The organism is Polynucleobacter sp. JS-Polo-80-F4, from assembly GCF_018881965.1.
In the GTDB taxonomy this organism is placed as follows: Bacteria; Pseudomonadota; Gammaproteobacteria; order Burkholderiales; family Burkholderiaceae; genus Polynucleobacter.
The window spans coordinates 1,153,230-1,170,277 of record NZ_JACVPI010000001.1 but is presented as its reverse complement, the minus strand read 5'-3'; the positions used below and the strand labels follow the sequence as shown (position 1 = coordinate 1,170,277).

Below are 17,048 nucleotides of genomic sequence, written 5' to 3'. Positions count from 1 at the left end.
GCGGCGTTTTGCTTTATCTAATGCTGCAGTGCAAAATAATTATTTAGATTGCCTGCCCTAGAGCTTAAATTACTTCTTTTTAGCTGTTGCGTCTTCAGCATTCAAGAACTGAACACGGCCGCTTTCAACCACACCCATAACCACGTCTTTTGACTTAATAGCCTCATGATCTGTTGCGGTGAATGGCTTGTTATAAGTAATCACAACGCCCTCAACAGGAGTCTTCAGATCTTGCAATGCTGCCAAAATCTTTGGTCCCTCTGTGCTGTTTGCCTGCTTGATAGCGGCTGCTAACAAATAAACAGAATCGTATCCTTGAGCAGCAGACACTGGGGATGCGATGATGCCATTCTTAGGCTTGAAGTCTTTCAGGTAAGAATCAACGAAAGCTTTACGCTTTGGAGTTGTTGCAGGTTGTTGAATGAAAGTTTCTGGCATTGTTGCGCCATCACCATTTTTACCAGCTGTATCAATAAAGCTAGCCATAGACAATGTCCAGCTACCAATCATTGGTTTTTTCCAACCCAACTTTGCCATACCGTTAGCAATTTGTGCCAACTCAGGTCCAATTGCGTAAGTCAAAACAACATCAGCGCCAGCATTTTTTGCTTTGAGCAACTGTGAAGTCATATCAACGTCACCAATGTTGAATTTCTCAACAGCAACTGGAGTTACGCCGTAACCTTTCAACGCCTTCTCTAAGTCCTCGCGGCCTAACTGACCGTAGTTTGTTGAGTCAGCCAAAATTGCTACCTTCTTCAAACCACGCTTCTCAACCGCTTCTTTAGCGATCATTGGCGCTTGAATATTGTCAGCTGCAGCATTACGGAATACATAGTTTTCAGCGGCATTTGGGAACTGATGAGTAATCAAAGAACCTGTAGCAACGTTATTCATTACTGGAATCTTTGCATCTTGATAGAAGCGTTGTGAGGCCAATGCAACACCAGTATTGATGTAACCCAAAGTAGCAACTACTTTTTCGTTGTTAATCAATTCTTGTGCAATTTGTACGCCACGCTCGTTTTTCGCTTCATCATCTCGCTCAACCAAAACGATTTTGTTGCCATTGATGCCACCAGCAGCATTAATTTCTTTTGCAGCAAGGCGAACACCGTCACGCATACTGACACCCATTGAGGATGAACCACCAGTAAATGGACCTGCAACACCAAGTTTGATATCGGCAGCATAAGCGCCGGTTGTAAGCATTGCAGCAGCGGCTACTGCAAAAATGTGATGACGAATGTTCATAAAGTCTCCATGACTAAAAATTGCTAATGAATAAATACTTTTTTATTGGTAAAACACAAACGAACAGTTATCTTACTGTTAATACAAAGGCAAAAAAAGGGCCTTGTATTAGGGTTTTACATTAGCCCCATAGACTCAGGAAAGCCGCCTCTTCAGGCCCCGTTCAATATTTGGCCAAAAGAGGTTAATAACCAATCCGGCAATGACCAACCCTGCCGCCAAGATCTTCCATAGTGGCAAGGGCTCAGCCAAGAAATAAGCTGCTGCCCCCATGCCAAAGATAGGCACCAGTAGGGGCGCAGGGGCCACTACGGCTGCTGGATGCTTGGATAGCAACCAGCCCCAAGCTGAGTATCCAAAGATAGTGTTCGCCCAGGACTGCCAAAGAACTCCTGCCCATGCCCCTACAGGAGCTGAGGTTAATGAGGCATTCATGTGCCCCCACCCACCCTCAAACAGAAAGGAGATGACAAACAAGGGTGGAATTGCAAAAGCGCTGGCCCAAACCACATAGGAAAGCATGTTGATAGAACCCGCCCTGCGACTGACAGTATTTGCCACGCCCCAAGAAAAACCAGTGAATACCACCAATGCTAGGCCGAGGAAGGTGGTACTTGCATCAGTGTGCAGCGCAATAATTCCCAAACCAGTCATCGCCATGAGGACTGCTAGCGTCTGATAGGTGCGCAAACGCTCTTTGGCAAAAAACATCGCAAAGCCGATGGTAAAAAATACCTGTGTCTGAATGACTAGCGAAGCAAGCCCTGGAGAGATACGGCCATCAATCGCAAAATACAAGATACCGAACTGCCCCACCCCAACTGCCAACCCGTAAATACATAAATTGACCCAAGACACTTTAGGTCTGGGCATAAAAAACACTAGAGGCAAAAAGGCGAAGGTGTAGCGAAGAGCGGCAAATAAAAATGGTGGAAATGCATCAAGCGATAACTTAATCACTACAAAGTTCGTGCCCCACACTGCCACGATAGCGAGCGCCAGCAATAAATGACTGGCTGGCAACGAGTAACTCTTCTGCGAAGTCTTAGGCACTCGTCAGCAATTCTGCGACACGCTCAGCAATCATCATCGTAGGCGCGGCGGTATTGCCCGAGGTAATTGTTGGCATCGCCGAAGCATCTACTACACGAAGATGATGAATGCCCCTCACGCGCAACTCTGAGTCAAGCACCGCCATTGGATCATCATCACGACCCATCTTGCATGTGCCAACTGGATGAAAGATGGTGGTCCCAATATCACCAGCTGCTTTAATTAATTCAGCATCAGTTTGGTATTGCATGCCCGGCTTATATTCTTCAGGTGTGTATGGCCCCAGAGCAGCCTGTTCCACAATCTTACGAGTTAAGCGCAAAGATTCTGCTGCTACCTTACGGTCTTCATCTGTTGATAAATAATTGGGGCTAATGACCGGTGGTGCTTCTGGGTTAATTGAATTGATATGCACACTACCGCGCGAAGTGGGACGCAAGTTACAGACACTCGCAGTAAATGCATTAAAGGAATGCAAATCTTCACCAAACTTTTCTAATGACAAAGGTTGTACGTGATATTCCACATTAGCACGCGGTTGTTCTGTTGAGCTATATGCAAATGCACCGAGTTGTGATGGCGCCATCGACATTGGTCCGGAGCGCTTAAGCACATACTCCAAGCCAATCATCATCTTGCCCCAAAGAGTATTAGCTTTGGTATTTAAAGTCTTAATACCATTCACCTTGTAAATCATTCGGAGCTGTAAGTGGTCTTGCAGGTTCTCACCAACCCCAGGGAGATCAGCGATCACGGGAATACCCAATTGATTTAGATGAGCAGCAGCACCAACACCGGAGCGCTCCAGAATTTGTACGCTACCAATTGCACCTGCACTTAGCAATACTTCGCCACCTCGCTCGATTGCACAAAGCACCTCACTAGCAATCCCGCTCTTTAAATACTCAACCCCAAGACAATTTTTAGTGACGGGATCAATTTTGAGTTTAGTCACTATGGCTTCAGTAATCACAGTGAGATTGCTACGTTTGGCAGCATCCCTTAAAAAAGCTTTGGAAGTATTTAAGCGCCAACCAGCGCGTTGGCTCACATCGAAATAACCGACTCCAAAGTTGTCACCGCAATTGAAGTCCTCTGAAGCCGGAATGCCTGCCTGAACTGCAGCATCCTTAAATCGATCCATGATGGGCCAACGTAAGCGCTGCTTAGAAACAGTCCACTCTCCGCCTTTGCCATGCCATTCATTAGCAGCACTGTGGTAATCCTCAAATGATTTATAGCGCTTCAGTGCGTTTTCCCAAGACCAAGACTCATCGCCGGTTGCTTGCACCCAAGACTCATAGTCACCTGCTTGACCGCGCATATAAATCATGCCGTTAATAGATGAGCATCCACCTAAAACGCGCCCGCGGGGATACAGCAAGGAACGACCATTCAAACCTTTTTCAGAAGCCGTTTTGAAACGCCAATCAGCTCTTGGGTTATCAATGCAATACAAATACCCTACCGGAATATGAATCCAGATGTAGTTATCGTTTTTGCCAGCCTCAATCAGCAAGACCTTCTTATTGGGATTTTCAGTTAAACGCTTAGCCAACATACAGCCGGCACTGCCTGCCCCAATAATGATGTAGTCGTAAGTAATTGCTTGAGTCATATATTCACTGCTGAAAACAAAGTTGATCCTATTATTTACCAATACAAAAATTCAGGTATTTATTGGCATTTTTGTTGATTTGTTATAGAATCATATTTGATCTAATATTAGATCATGAGAACTACGTTTAAAAAAGCTTTTGCCCAATTTGTAAAAAAGGCCTCTAAGCCTCTTCAGCTAGCAATCGAAATGAGAGTAGCTGAGGTTTGCGATAACCCAAGGATAGGCCAACAAAAGCTTGGGGATCTACAGGGGGTGTTTGTTTACAAGTTTCGCTTTAATGCGCAGGAATATTTGATGGCTTACCAATTTGATCATTTTGCAGGTGAAATAAAAATAACCTGGATTGAGTTTTGCCAAATTGGATCTCATGAAAATTTTTATACCCAGTTAAAAAAATCTATTCGACTCAAATGACGACTTCAAACCACCTCAATAGAGAAAGTGAGCGCTTAATATGACTCAATCCATGACAGCAGAGGATTTATTTGCTCACGTGCAAAAAATGCCCTCAAAAGAACGCATTAAATTTTTCTCTTTAATTGCTATCAATGCCTTTCAAGAGCCTGACTATACGCATGACCAGGTATTTGGGCACTTAAGAAATTCGACTTTTTCATCAGAAGAAGCTGCAGAATTTTTAGAAATCTCACTTCCGACCTTGCGGAGATATGTGCAGGCTGGTAGATTAAAACCTACTTCAGTCATTGGTAGGAGCCAGTTATTTTCTAGCGCTGATCTGAGACTGCTGAAGCAGAAAATCGACAAAGAATAGTTAAAGCCCAATACCCGTCTAAAATAGCCATATGCATATTAATGAGAAGAATCGCACTCCCAAGCTGGTTGAAGCTGACGACGGGCCTAGCAAGTCTGAGCTAAAGCGCCAAATGACTGAGCGCCAGAAATTGGCGGAAGTTTTGGCTGCCCTGAGTAGCGATGCCTTAAAGACCATCCCCTTGGATGAGGCAATTAAGGCTGCCATTGCTGAGACAAACAAGATTAAGAGTTTTGAGGCAATTCGTCGTCATAAGCAATACCTTGGCAAACTCATGCGCTTTTTGGATGACGAAGAATTAGATGCGATTCAGAAACGCTTGGATGCGATTCAGGGCGTTAGTAAAGCGGAGACAGCTAAGTTACATTTTTTAGAAAGCTACCGCGATAGACTGATTGCGAATGATGAAGCTTTCACGAAAATGATTGAGCAGTATCCCGATATGGATATTCAAAATATGCGCACTTTAATTCGTAATGCACGTCGTGAGAAAGAGCAAAATAAACCACCTAAAGCTTATCGTGAAATTTTCCGCGTTCTTAAAGACATGGGTCTTTAAAGCTTAATCTTGCGGGCCGGTACTTCTATCCACCGATAAAGATAGGTTGCTACCAACCAGCTTGCCACTACAGCAACCAACATTAAGGCAAGCGCCATGACACCATCATGAGGGCGACTCATTCCCCAAGCGATATACAGCGTATTTGCCAGCAATACAAACGAGAAATGAATTAAGAAAGCGCAGTAGGATCTTCTACTCCCCCATAGAATGACATTTACCAGCTTGTGCTTTCTGGACTGATGTTGAGGACGCTTCTGATCTTGTTTCTGATCTTTGTAGGCCGAGTCTCCCCAAAGGATGAGGGCAATAGCAACTATATAGGCCAAGATATTTCTGAGCCAAAATTGGTGAAAGCTTGAAACAACAATAACCACACCAATCCCTACAAACATCATTTTGGCAAATCGATTTACCTTAGGGTCGGGATAGTTTTTACAAAGCTGTGCCAGTACCCCAAGTCCATAAGCCCCCATAAAGTAAATGAAGTAGTTTTCATAAGCACCAGAGCGATTAAAAAATAGTAAGGATGCTACGCAGAGCACCAACAGAATCCATATCAAGGAACGAAAACCGGAAAACATACTCAACATTATTGCCAGAATGGCATAAAGCTGCCAATCAATTGCCACATACCAAACGCCTGCAGAAATCGAATCTAAACCTAAGATGCCTTGTAGAAAAAATAAATGGGCCAGAAACTGCCCCAGAGTTTCTGATTCACCAACAAATTCATCTTGAACCCAAAAGCGCGCAATCCAGGCACATAAAATCGTCAGGATGAGTGCTACGACATAGGGTGCAAACAATCGCAAGTAACGATTAAAGATTACCTTCAATACATTGCGGACATTCTTCAGATCAGCCGAACGGGTCAATGATTGGGCTGCCAAATAGCCACCCATCACTAAAAAGATTTGCACCGCGTAACGACCATACTCAAATAACCAAGTCATTGCCACTGGGAGTAATAACCGTGCATCTTCTGCAATTTGCCCATAACTCGAGAAATGATGCAGGATGATAGTTAAGGCTGCGAAGGTCTTTAAAAAATCGACGAGAAGAAAATGGTTTTTTGACTGCAATGAAAAAATTGGATAAAGGGTTAGTTAAGACCTACTTGAGTGAGGCAGCATATGCAGCCAAGTCTTGAATATCCTCATCGCTTAAGCCACGTGCAGCACTTCCCATTGTGCCATCCATATCGATGCGAGCTCCGGAACGAATATTCTTTAGCTGCGCAATAAGATATTCCTTGGATTGTCCGGCTAAACGCGCAATATGTTTTTGGCCTTGCAACTGCGGGCCATGACATGAGCTGCAATACTGTGTATTGGAGATTTGCTGCCCCCTCGCAATTTGATCGGCATTGCCTGATTTTGCAGGCGGAGCAGGCAGGCTAGCAAAGTAAGCAGCAATGTCTCGCATATCCTGATCACTAAGTGGTGCGGCAAGAGCCTCCATTGCCCCGCCCTTACGCTGCTGCCCTCTAAATTGAATCAGTTGATAAGTAATAGACAGCGGTGGTTGCGCAGCAAGATTAGGGATATCCGGTGATACAGAAATTCCGTCTTCGCCATGGCAAGCAAAACAAGTTTGTGCCTTTGCTTTTCCGGCTACTGCATCCGGAGGGGCGGCATAGACAACTGGTGATAAGCCCAGGATAGTAAAAAAGGCCACCCCGAGGATGGCCTTAGTGTTAATTACAAACTTCATTTACCGTAAGACACGCGGAAGATTGCACCGGTCTCATCATCGGATACCAACATAGAACCGTCTTTGAGCATTTGCACATCTACTGGACGGCCCCAGAACTTATCGCCCTCCAGCCAGCCTGTAACAAACGGTTCAGATTTAACAACCTTATTATTAGAATCCAATACCACGCGAACAACTTGGTAGCCTACGCGCTGTGTTTTATTCCAAGATCCATGTTCAGCAATAAAAATATTGCCTTTGTAATCTGCCGGAAATTGCTTACCGTTATAAAAACGCATACCTAGTGCTGCTACGTGAGCGCCTAAGTTATAAACAGGCTTATCAAACTCTTCGCATGAGCGACCTTTGCCGAACTCAGGATCTAAGAAGTCTCCTTGATGACAAAACGGATAACCGAAGTTCATCCCTTTAGGACGCACCAAACGATTCAAAGTGTCACCTGGCTTATCTTCAGCGGCCCAGTCACGTCCATTGTTCGTGAACCAAAGCTCTTTGCTGCCCGGCTGAAAATCCATGCCAACACTATTGCGTACGCCAGATGCCACTGTTTCCAAAATATTGGTTTTGAGATTCAGTCTTACGATCGTGGCATGAGTAACTGGTTGCACAACAATATTCGCAGGCGTTCCAATTTGGAAATACAGATATTGACCATCAGGGCTGAGCTTCATAAACTTCCAGCCATGCGGCTCATCCTTAGGAAGCGCATCGAACACCACTACCGGTGCTGGCGGATTATCTAAATTCTGCTCAATATTGTCATAGCGAATAATGCGCGAGAGTTCGGCAACGTAAAGTGAGCCGTTCACAAATGCAACACCATTAGGGCGATGTAAGCCTTTGGCAATTGTCTTCACTTCGCGCTTGCCATCTTTTGTCACTACCGCATAGACATTTCCAGTAAAGCGAGTGCCCACATAAACAGTGCCACTTGGAGACTCCGTCATGGAACGGCCATTAGGCATGCCCGATGCCCACAGCTCTACCTTAAAGCCAGCAGGAACTTTCAGTTTGCTAACAGGAATTTCATCCGCAGGCATCGCAGAGATACCAGGGGGATTAGGCGCCAATGAAGGATTCATACCATCTGCTGTTCTACCTTGGGCCCAGGTTGGCGGAATACCGCTAGCTGCTGGAGCGGCCGGAGCCTGCGCGCCAGCAATGCTAACAACTGCCATACCGGCAGCAAACATTAGCGCGTAAAGAGTGTTGTGCTTCATTCTGAATCTCCCATGATTTTGTTTATTTTTTGGATAAAGCAATGCTATAGCATTTTTGTGTATCTAATTTAACCCATTCAATCTACTGCAGCGCAACAAATTAATTCCTTAAAACTGAAGTCGGGCACCCACAGTAATTGCCTGAGGCATACCAGCCTGATAAGCCGATGCTTGAGAGGCGATATTGAATGTCACGTACTGCCGGTTAAATAAGTTAACTACCGAAGCAAAAACAGAGGCCTGCTGTGTTACTTGATAATTGGCCCTAAGACCTACAAGCGCATAAGCTGGCACCGGCAATGAGCCTGTAGACATCCAAGAATTACCAACATATCGAACCGTTGTAGTGAGGCTGGCTTGCGGGACCGGGTAATAAGTAATCCCTGCATTGGCCATATTTCTTGGTACGCCACCAACCTGGGTATTGGTAGGGTCCGTTGTAGCGCTCCATGTCAGGATGGTATTGGTATAGCTATAACCACCGTCCAAGGCCCACTGCGCATTGACATCATGGTGATACTGCAGCTCAATACCGCGACTTAATAAATTTTGCTGGTTTGTGTAGTAACTGACGTTTGTGAAGCCGCCCGTACTCGCACCACAACCCGAAATACCTGCTGCAGCACATAGGCCAGTTGCAAAAGCTACATTTGCATTGGTGATCTTGTAACTAGCAATTGCATTCTGAATGTAATTATTGAAAGCGGTTAATTGCGCAAAGCCACTCTTCCATCGATAGTCGGTTCCAACTTCATAGCCCGTCATTGTTTCGGGCGTTAAATTTGGATTCGCTAAAGAATAGCCACTCACTGAGTTGCCATAGCTGCGGAGAGTGTTATTCATACTTGGCGCATGAAAGGCCTGATAAGCAGCGCCGCGAAAATCCCAATTTGACGTTGCCTTATAAAGCAAGCCCAAGGATGGACTCAATTGCGTTTTACTCTGATTGGGTATGGCTTGATACAAAGGGTTTATGCCATTGGCGCCAGCGTTATATGAAGTTGGGGTTTGACTGTTCCAGGCATCCACGCGTGCACCTAGAGTTGCCTCAAGAGGAATTGCACTTGCACTAGATTTAATCTGGCCCAATAAACCATAAAAGTTTTGTTGCCCCTGTGCATAACTTACAGTGTTAACAGCTCCTGATGCAGCAAGATTATTCGTCTGGTTCGATGCAGAAATATTTCTGGCATCAAGCCCAACGATGTATTGATCTATTCCAGCTACCTTTAGATCATGCGTATATTGCGCTGATGCACCTACTGTGGAATAGGGATCAGTGTAATTGGCATTGATGTATGGTTTATTTGATGGCGCCGCTAAATTATTAGCGGTTTGCTTATAGAAATTGGTTGCCTGGTAGTAGACATTGACCTGCACTTTTTTATCGACATCAAGATTGGTGGTGGAGCCACCCGCTACATCCGCCATCTGAATCAAATTTGGGGCAATCGCATAGTTATTACTTAAATCGGCCATCGTGCTGTAGCCCAACCTCAGAAAAGCATTCGTATCTTGAGTGGGTTTAAAGTAATTTTGCAACCGAATATTGGTATTCTTAACGGTATCTGTCCCCATGCCATTCTTAACGTTGCTCGGTGATCCCGGTGAAATAGTGGCGTAGTTCTGAAACCCTTCGCTTGAGAAGTAGTCTGCCGAGAAGCGCATCTGCATAGCATCTGAAACCATCAAATCTTTTGATGCTGCAACATTCCCCGTACCAAATGATCCATAGCTGGCAGATACATCTTGGGAGCTATTTTTGGGTGTCTTGGTGTTGATGTTAATGACGCCGCCCATGCCATAGTTACCCCATAAGCTAGAAACGCCACCACGTACAAATTCTACGGATTCAATTGAAGACATTGGAACCAAATTCCACTGCACCGTTCCATAAAAAGCATCATTCGCCGGCAAACCATCTATCAAGACAAGAGTGCGGCCATAACCTAAACCGCGTACGTTAATGCTCTGACCTGTTGGATCTTTTTGATAGTACGGCACATCATTTAGAAAAACCCCGGGCACATTCTTAAGGACCTGATCAATCGTTTGATCAGGTGAGGACTCTAAAACTTCCTTTGTCAGAATGGTGGTGTTTAAAGACATCTGATCAAGCGGAGTACCTGAACGTGTTGCATTGACGACAACATCGCTGAGCTTTTGATCGTAATCTGGAGGTGGGGCAACTTGAGCATTTGCTCCGCCCTGCGCAACAAGCAAAATAAGCGTCAAAAAACAAGAACTAAAGAATATCCTCTGACGCATATTAAATACCTAAGCAAGCAACTACTTAGACTTCGCCTTACCCATCAGAGAAGCTAACAAGGGATTGGCACTTGCTAGCTCTTTTTTGGACTTTGCCTTCTCTTCTGCGCCCAGCTTGGGAGTCTTGGCAGCATTTTTCATTCCCTGCGCAGTTTTCAAGGCCAAATTCTTATATAGATCGGTTTTTTTCATTGTCATGATGAAAACTCTTTTCTCTGCTGTGCTTGATTATGTGACTTGCTTATTTATTGAGTTACTTACTATGTTATTTAGTAAGTGAGCGTGCTGCTAAGCCCATAAATAACAATGACCAGCCTTGCAACAGCAACTCAATCGCAATCAACATTCCTGGAAGCCAAAGGCTAGATTCTGGATAGCCATTCATAATCAACACGCCCATCAGGATGGAGATTGCTGAAGACAGAACCAACCAAAACCATTCGCGAAAATGACGATGCTGAAATGCTGAGATCAGGCGCAGTACACCAGTCACAAAAAAGATTGCGGCTAGCCATAGAGTAATTGCCTCAAGCGCTGGAATTGGAAACGCCCAGGTAAAGATCGCCGCAGCAATATAAAGCACTGCCAAGATCAGCTGTACGCCTACGCTTTTCCAACCTTGTGATTTGAGAGCGTGTGCACCTTGCAATAAGCCACCAGCAAATAAGAAAATTCCCAAGACATTGACTGAGATAAAAGAAAACAAGGTTTGCCCTGCGATGCCAATCATGCCCAATACGATGAATAAAATTCCAAGTCCAATTAAAGCACCAGGAATTTTGGCAGCTGCGCCCAACACTTTTGTACGGAGCTCTTGAATCTGAGCGTTTGATAGTTCGGCCATGAAGGTACCTTCTTTTCTAAATGAATACTGTTAATAAAATCAACTTGATGCCAATAAATTACAAAGTGTCTTGAACAGAATCTATAAATTGACGCACTGTCTTATTAAAGGCTTCTGGCTGCTCAATATTCGATAAGTGCGCTGCTTCCTCCAGTATCACCATTTTGGAGTGATCTATTAAGCGATGTAAAACAATGCCTTGATCAACGGTACATGCTGGATCATCGCGCCCTGACAGCACTAGGGTGGGAGTCTTAACCTTTAGCAACATTGTACTTTGCGCCATATCGCGTACCGCGCTACCGCACGCCATGTAGCCGTCAACGCTAGTACCCAAAATCATTTGACGCACTTTCTCAATTTCTTGAGGAGCGCGTTCAATGAATGGTGCAGTAAACCAGCGCTTAATCGTACCCTCCACCAATCCAGAAATACCTTGTGAACGCGCAATTTCAAAACGCTCTTCCCACAAACTGCGTGGTGGCATTTCTGAGGCGGTATTACAAAGTGACAAGGAGAGGATGCGATCAGGAAAGCGAGCTCCCAGTTGCTGACCAATCATGCCGCCAATCGATAAACCCATGAAGTGCGCTTTCTGAATGCCAAGAGCATCTAGCAACCCAATAGCATCATCCGCCAATTGAGCAATAGTGTAAGGACCAGCGCTAAGACCAGAGCCGCCATGCCCTCTTTTGTCATAGCGCAATATGCGATAGCGATCTGCTAATGCCGGGACATTACCATCCCACATGCTGCTACTAGCCATCAAACTATTGGCAACCAATAAAACAGGTCCGTCTTGGGGTCCATCAAAACGATAGGCAATATCGACGCCATTTACCTTAATAATTTTCTGATCCTGCATTTGAGTCATTTATCTCCACCCTATATCAAGTTCTGCTCATCTTCTCTTTAATGTCTATTTAACTTCTATTTATCTATTTGTCAGAGCATGTTAGATTATCCAACGAAACTATAAAAATACTAAGGAGACAAGATGTTGACAATACCTAAACGGGGGCGAGCTACCCATAAGCTAAATAGTCTTATCCTGGCGTTTGGCCTTGCTTTTGGGGTAAGCCTTGCTTACGCACAAAGCTACCCTAACCGTACGGTCAAAATGATTGTTCCCTTAACCACAGGCTCAGGTGCCGATATTGCCGGTCGGGTTGTAGCAAAAAGCCTCACTGAAACCTGGAAACAACCCGTCATTATTGAAAACCGGCCTGGTGCTGGCGGACTCATTGGCACTGGCGTGGTTGTGAACTCTGAACCCGACGGATACACCTTATTAGTTCAATCAGCCTCCTATGCTGCCAATCCTGCAATCTATAAAAAGCTGCCATACGACCCGCTAAAGAGTTTGGTCGATGTCGCTATTTTGGGACAGACACCTTATGTGATGATTACTGCCGCAGATGGCCCCTATCAATCTATCCGCGACCTTGTCATTGCAGCCAAATCCAAACCCAATGAAATTACTTTTGCCTCTGCTGGTGTTGGTAGTTCAACTCACCTAGCCGCTGAGTATTTCAATCAAGTCATGGGCATCAAACTCATTCACGTTCCTTACAAAGGATCGCCTGAAGCCATTCAGGACACGATGTCTGGACGCACCGCTTTTTACATGGCCCCTTTAGATACTGCTATTGGTCAACTCAAAGGCGGCAAAGTACGCGCTTTGGGGGTTACTAGCAAAACTCGCAATGCTGCCGTTCCAGATATTCCGAGTGTTGCCGAACAAGGCTATGCTAATTTTGAAATTGGTTTGTGGTTTGGTGTGTGGGCACCAGCAGCCACTCCTCCTGCAATCGTGAAAAAAATTAATCAAGATATTAATCAAGCAATGCAAGACCCTGAAGTCAAAACTGCTTATGAAAGCAAAGGCATCAAGGCAACCCCAATGAGTCCTGCGGAGTTTACGAAGTTTGTTCGTGAAGAAATGGGCAAATACCAAAAGATCGCTAAAGAAGCAGCCATTGAACCCCAGTAATTTGGCGCCTCTATGCCAAGCTCCGAGCAGTGAAGTCCGCTCGCCCCTGACCAAATTCCCGGCAGGGGCTGTGGACTGTCATGCCCATGTATGCGGTCCTGCTACGCAATTTCCGTACGCACAAGAGCGCATATACACACCGCCTGATGCCGCCCTTGAAAGCTATCAAGCGCTCTTAAAGATGTTAGGAATAGATCGTGCGGTTTTAGTACAGCCTAGCGTGTATGGCACCGATAACAGCGCGATGCTGGCTGCCCTGAAATCGAACCCTCATCAATTGAGGGGTGTTGCAGTTATCTCTAGTGACCCTAATGCAGTAAGCGATCAGGAGCTTGCTGACTTGCATGCGGCCGGAGTAAGAGGACTGCGTTGCAATATTGTTGACATCGCTGATAAATCCGCCGGCCTTCCTATTGAGCAATTGCGAAATCTAGCAAAACGGATTCAAGGATTTGGCTGGCATCTAGAATTATTGATGCACGTAAATGAATACCCCGATCTTGCTAAGACCTTCGAAGATTTTCCGGTGGATTTAGTGTTTGGCCACTTTGGATATACCCATGCAAAGCATGGTGTTGCCGATAAAGGGTTTCAGGGTCTTCTAGATTTAATGAAACACCAGCGTGCTTGGGTCAAGATGACAGGGCCTTATCGCATCTGTGATGGCGATCTTCCCTATGTGGATATGCGCCCATTTAATGATGCTGTCATTGAGGCAAATCCCAATCGCTTGATCTGGGGAAGTGACTGGCCACACGTCATGGTCAAGAAGCAAATGCCACACGATGCGGACCTATGTGACCTCTTAGGCTCTTGGGTTCAAGACTCCAGCCTCAGAAATTCGATATTGGTCGATAACCCCTGTATCCTGTATGACTTTCCAGCCCTCAAAAGCTAGAGGACCTAAATCCCCAAGATATATAAGAGGCAGGTCCACATTTATGAATTTAGTAAGAGAGATCAGAAATCATTATGGATAACACGCTCACCGTTATTTTAGGAATCGTTGCAATACTCCTGCCCCTCGTTGTAGGGCGTCTTTTCTGGAAACGTTTCGATCATTACTTTGGTAGAGGCGATGAGGCCTATATGGATACCTTAGAGTATTTCCTCAAAAAGATTGGTTCAACTGTTTTAGTTGCATTTATTATTTTGTGGATTGGTATGAGCCTCGTATTTAACGGTAGCGCTTCATAGAACATCAATATCAGCATGAGTGATCAATTTAAAACCATTCTCCTTAAGGCAAAGCTCAACTTTGCGATCTTAGCTGCTATCTTGGTGATTGCCGTGTTGGGGAAATTTACTAATCCAGAACTGACTAATGGCATTTTTGTCACAGCTGATCAATTGGTATCAGACCTTTACTTAGTATTTATTGCAATTACTTTGGGTGCCTTCATCCCTAATTTCAAACTCGTTGTATTTGGTGCGATCGCAGCCTTTATTGGCGCAGTCGTATTGATTCAGATGGGTATCTTTACTTACCTCACCACAGAGTACTTATTTGCAGTGCTGATTGTGGTTCTTGGCTTTGCCTCCATTGCCAATCTATATAGACACTATCGCGAGAACGGGCTGTAAGAGCGAGCCTTAGTTTTCCGAACGAGTGATTCAAATAAAAAGCCCCGAACTGCCGGGGCTTTTTATTTCTTCAAGCATTAATTAGCAATTAAGCAGCCATTTTAAAAACTCGAATTCTGGATTCAATTTCGTTTTGTAGAGTTCTTTTTGCAATTCTCATATCGTATTCTGATTGTAGATTTAGCCAAAATCTAGGCTCCATCGAAAAAAACAGGCCAAGCCGCAAAGCAGTATCAGCTGTAATAGGGCGTGCGCCATTCACAATCTCACTAATGCGACTGGGGGAGACATCTATATCGGCAGCCAGCTGTCGGGCAGTAATGCTCATCGGCTTCATAAAGTCCTCAAGCAGTATTTCACCGGGATGAATTTCATCAAGTAATTTTTTCATCATCTTATCTTCAGTGGTAATCCACAATCTCCACGTTATATGCTCCGTCTTCACGCCATACAAAACAAATACGCCATTGCCCATTAATTCGAATACTGTGTTGCCCTTTTCGACTTCCACTTAATGACTCAAGCATATTGCCCGGAGGTATTCTCAAATCAAGCAAGCTAATAACGGCATTTAATTGCAACAACTTGCGACGCGCCACCCTCTCAATATTCACGAACCTTTTGACAACCTTGCTTTCGAATAAGTCCTTAGTGAGTTCACAAGAGAATGAGCGGATCATCCCCTATCATATTCTGTTAAACAGAATCTGTCAAATGGAATATTTATCACTTTTTACTACCCTTCTATTCCCCTTATGCAAAAAGCCCCGAACTGTCGGGGCTTTTTGCATAAGCTTGAGATAAATTACTTCTCTAAGGCTCCATAAATCACTGCATTGAGTTGCTCACGATGCACCTTACGAATTTCTCCCGGGGCAACACCCATCATGACAACCACCATCTGCTCTTTTGGATCAGCCCAGAAGATCGTTCCATAGGCGCCATTCCATGTGAAGTCGCCAACGTTACCGTTGATAGCAGATAAGCCTCTATCTGTACGAACTGCAACACCCAAACCGAATCCATAGCCCATACGACCTGGCTCAGTGCCACTGACATTGTTCTTGATGTCCTTGTTGAGATGGTTTGATGTCATAAAGGCAACCGTTTGAGGTCCCAGCACTTTCTTGCCGTCGAGACTTCCACCATTAAGCAACATTTGACCAAAGCGAATGTAATCACCAGCCGTTGAGTATGCGCACGATCCGCCACAATCAAACTTAACTTTTTGCGTATGAATATCGACCTTCTGTGGTTTACCAGTCAATGGATCTATTGGTAATGGTTGCGCTAAACGAGGACGATCTTTTTCGGCGAGGTCAAAAGTGGTATTTGGCATTCCGACCTTATTCCAGATGCGCTCCTGCATTACAGCACCAAGGGATTTGCCTGCTATCTTTTCCTCAATAATGCCGAGCACATCTAGACCAAAACCATAGTCCCAAGCAGTTCCTGGCTCATAGAGCAAGGGGTTACTGGCTAGCTTGTCGATAAATTCTTGGGCAGTGTATTGCACCGCCGCTGGTGCAGAACCTGCCGGATACGTCTTGTGAACTGGAGTGGCGCCACGACCACCATAAGTAAGGCCATTGGTATGGCGCATCAAGTCTTGGATGGTGATTGGATTTTTTGCAGGAACTAGATTGAGCTTTCCGTCGGCATCAACTTGACCGACTTTCATATCCTTAAATTGTGGCAACCAATTGGAGATCGGCGCATTTAATGGAAGCTTGCCCTCTTCATAAAAAGTGAGCGCACTTACCGATGCCATAACCTTAGTCATCGATGCCAGATTGAAAATGGCATCCGTAGTCATCGGCTTGTTGTTTTCTTTATCTAAATACCCGTAAGGTTTAAAAATGGTCAGCTTGCCGTTTTTGGAAACTGCTAGAACAGCACCAGCCATATTGTTTGCTGCAATCTGATCAGCAAAGAAAGCATCAATTCTTTTTAAACCCTCTTGGCTAAATCCTTGTCCTGGCGTAGCACTCAATGGCAAGGGCGCTTTTGATGTATCGGCCGCAAATAGACTTGCACTAACCAATAAACCAGCAATAAGGCTGGTTGCCTGCGTTTTTCTCATACTGTCTCCACTTTTTATTGTTTTATATGGTGATTCTTGGGAATTTGGCTTCCTCTGCAGCTATTGAAGCAGAGTTTT

The 17,048-nt window shown here is 44.8% G+C and carries 20 protein-coding genes; 7 read left to right on the top strand and 13 right to left on the bottom strand.

The features are described 5' to 3' along the window. Positions 1-69: 69 nt before the first annotated feature. The 3 genes from ICN20_RS06020 to ICN20_RS06010 all read right to left on the bottom strand — a co-directional run bounded on the left by ICN20_RS06020 (position 70) and on the right by ICN20_RS06010 (position 3,925). Entirely contained in the window at positions 70-1,254 is a 1,185-nt protein-coding gene (locus tag ICN20_RS06020; protein ID WP_216238799.1) for an ABC transporter substrate-binding protein, read from the bottom strand. A gap of 135 nt (positions 1,255-1,389) precedes the next feature. Continuing rightward, positions 1,390-2,277 (bottom strand): EamA family transporter, encoded by an 888-nt coding sequence (locus ICN20_RS06015; protein ID WP_216240320.1) that lies wholly within the window; start codon positions 2,275-2,277, stop codon positions 1,390-1,392. Positions 2,278-2,299: 22 nt separating this feature from the next. Beyond that, the gene (locus ICN20_RS06010; RefSeq protein ID WP_216238797.1) at positions 2,300-3,925 is read right to left on the bottom strand and encodes a GMC family oxidoreductase; all 1,626 of its coding nucleotides are present in this window, start codon (positions 3,923-3,925) and stop codon (positions 2,300-2,302) included. Positions 3,926-4,039: 114 nt separating this feature from the next. On the opposite strand from ICN20_RS06010, the gene ICN20_RS06005 reads away from it, so the two are divergent. Genes ICN20_RS06005 through yjgA form a run of 3 tightly spaced genes read left to right on the top strand, consistent with a single transcriptional unit; the run spans position 4,040 to position 5,259 of the window. After that, entirely contained in the window at positions 4,040-4,342 is a 303-nt protein-coding gene (locus tag ICN20_RS06005; RefSeq protein WP_216238795.1) for a type II toxin-antitoxin system RelE/ParE family toxin, read from the top strand. A gap of 40 nt (positions 4,343-4,382) precedes the next feature. Then, positions 4,383-4,700: a helix-turn-helix domain-containing protein gene (locus tag ICN20_RS06000; RefSeq protein ID WP_255534667.1), complete on the top strand. Its 318-nt coding sequence runs from the start codon at positions 4,383-4,385 to the stop codon at positions 4,698-4,700. A gap of 31 nt (positions 4,701-4,731) precedes the next feature. Next, the gene (gene yjgA, locus ICN20_RS05995; protein ID WP_216238794.1) at positions 4,732-5,259 is read left to right on the top strand and encodes a ribosome biogenesis factor YjgA; all 528 of its coding nucleotides are present in this window, start codon (positions 4,732-4,734) and stop codon (positions 5,257-5,259) included. Here the strand turns inward: yjgA and ICN20_RS05990 are convergent. From ICN20_RS05990 to pcaD, 7 genes are all read right to left on the bottom strand, one after another. Continuing rightward, the gene (locus ICN20_RS05990) at positions 5,256-6,344 is read right to left on the bottom strand and encodes an acyltransferase (protein WP_216238791.1); all 1,089 of its coding nucleotides are present in this window, start codon (positions 6,342-6,344) and stop codon (positions 5,256-5,258) included. The genes yjgA and ICN20_RS05990 overlap by 4 nt on opposite strands. Positions 6,345-6,375: 31 nt before the next feature. Next, the gene (locus tag ICN20_RS05985; RefSeq protein ID WP_216238781.1) at positions 6,376-6,939 is read right to left on the bottom strand and encodes a c-type cytochrome; all 564 of its coding nucleotides are present in this window, start codon (positions 6,937-6,939) and stop codon (positions 6,376-6,378) included. A gap of 32 nt (positions 6,940-6,971) precedes the next feature. Beyond that, positions 6,972-8,198, bottom strand: coding sequence for a sorbosone dehydrogenase family protein (locus tag ICN20_RS05980; RefSeq protein WP_255534665.1), 1,227 nt, complete (start codon positions 8,196-8,198; stop codon positions 6,972-6,974). A gap of 108 nt (positions 8,199-8,306) precedes the next feature. Further along, complete coding sequence (locus ICN20_RS05975) at positions 8,307-10,466, bottom strand: TonB-dependent receptor (RefSeq protein ID WP_216238779.1); 2,160 nt, start codon at positions 10,464-10,466, stop codon at positions 8,307-8,309. 21 nt (positions 10,467-10,487) lie between these two features. Beyond that, positions 10,488-10,664: a hypothetical protein gene (locus ICN20_RS05970; RefSeq protein ID WP_216238777.1), complete on the bottom strand. Its 177-nt coding sequence runs from the start codon at positions 10,662-10,664 to the stop codon at positions 10,488-10,490. A gap of 67 nt (positions 10,665-10,731) precedes the next feature. After that, positions 10,732-11,310 (bottom strand): HdeD family acid-resistance protein, encoded by a 579-nt coding sequence (locus ICN20_RS05965; RefSeq protein WP_216238775.1) that lies wholly within the window; start codon positions 11,308-11,310, stop codon positions 10,732-10,734. 58 nt (positions 11,311-11,368) lie between these two features. After that, on the bottom strand, positions 11,369-12,184 hold the full coding sequence (pcaD, locus tag ICN20_RS05960; RefSeq protein ID WP_216238773.1) for a 3-oxoadipate enol-lactonase: 816 nt from the start codon (positions 12,182-12,184) through the stop codon (positions 11,369-11,371). A 123-nt stretch (positions 12,185-12,307) separates the two neighbouring features. Here pcaD and ICN20_RS05955 point away from each other — a divergent pair, with 123 nt between their 5' ends. The 4 genes from ICN20_RS05955 (at position 12,308) to ICN20_RS05940 (ending at position 14,887) form a co-directional block, all read left to right on the top strand. Beyond that, complete coding sequence (locus ICN20_RS05955) at positions 12,308-13,303, top strand: tripartite tricarboxylate transporter substrate binding protein (protein WP_216238771.1); 996 nt, start codon at positions 12,308-12,310, stop codon at positions 13,301-13,303. A 70-nt stretch (positions 13,304-13,373) separates the two neighbouring features. Next, complete coding sequence (locus tag ICN20_RS05950) at positions 13,374-14,201, top strand: amidohydrolase family protein (protein WP_216238768.1); 828 nt, start codon at positions 13,374-13,376, stop codon at positions 14,199-14,201. Positions 14,202-14,275: 74 nt separating this feature from the next. Next, entirely contained in the window at positions 14,276-14,500 is a 225-nt protein-coding gene (locus ICN20_RS05945; RefSeq protein WP_216238766.1) for a hypothetical protein, read from the top strand. A 15-nt stretch (positions 14,501-14,515) separates the two neighbouring features. Next, complete coding sequence (locus tag ICN20_RS05940; RefSeq protein ID WP_216238764.1) at positions 14,516-14,887, top strand: hypothetical protein; 372 nt, start codon at positions 14,516-14,518, stop codon at positions 14,885-14,887. 88 nt (positions 14,888-14,975) lie between these two features. Here ICN20_RS05940 and ICN20_RS05935 read toward each other — a convergent pair whose 3' ends face one another. The 3 genes from ICN20_RS05935 to ICN20_RS05925 all read right to left on the bottom strand — a co-directional run bounded on the left by ICN20_RS05935 (position 14,976) and on the right by ICN20_RS05925 (position 16,970). Further along, on the bottom strand, positions 14,976-15,278 hold the full coding sequence (locus ICN20_RS05935; protein ID WP_216240317.1) for a HigA family addiction module antitoxin: 303 nt from the start codon (positions 15,276-15,278) through the stop codon (positions 14,976-14,978). 10 nt (positions 15,279-15,288) lie between these two features. Further along, positions 15,289-15,567, bottom strand: a complete 279-nt coding sequence (locus ICN20_RS05930) for a type II toxin-antitoxin system RelE/ParE family toxin (protein WP_216238762.1) — start codon at positions 15,565-15,567, stop codon at positions 15,289-15,291. Between the two features lie 125 nt (positions 15,568-15,692). Continuing rightward, positions 15,693-16,970, bottom strand: coding sequence for a serine hydrolase (locus ICN20_RS05925; protein ID WP_216238760.1), 1,278 nt, complete (start codon positions 16,968-16,970; stop codon positions 15,693-15,695). Positions 16,971-17,048 lie beyond the last annotated feature (78 nt).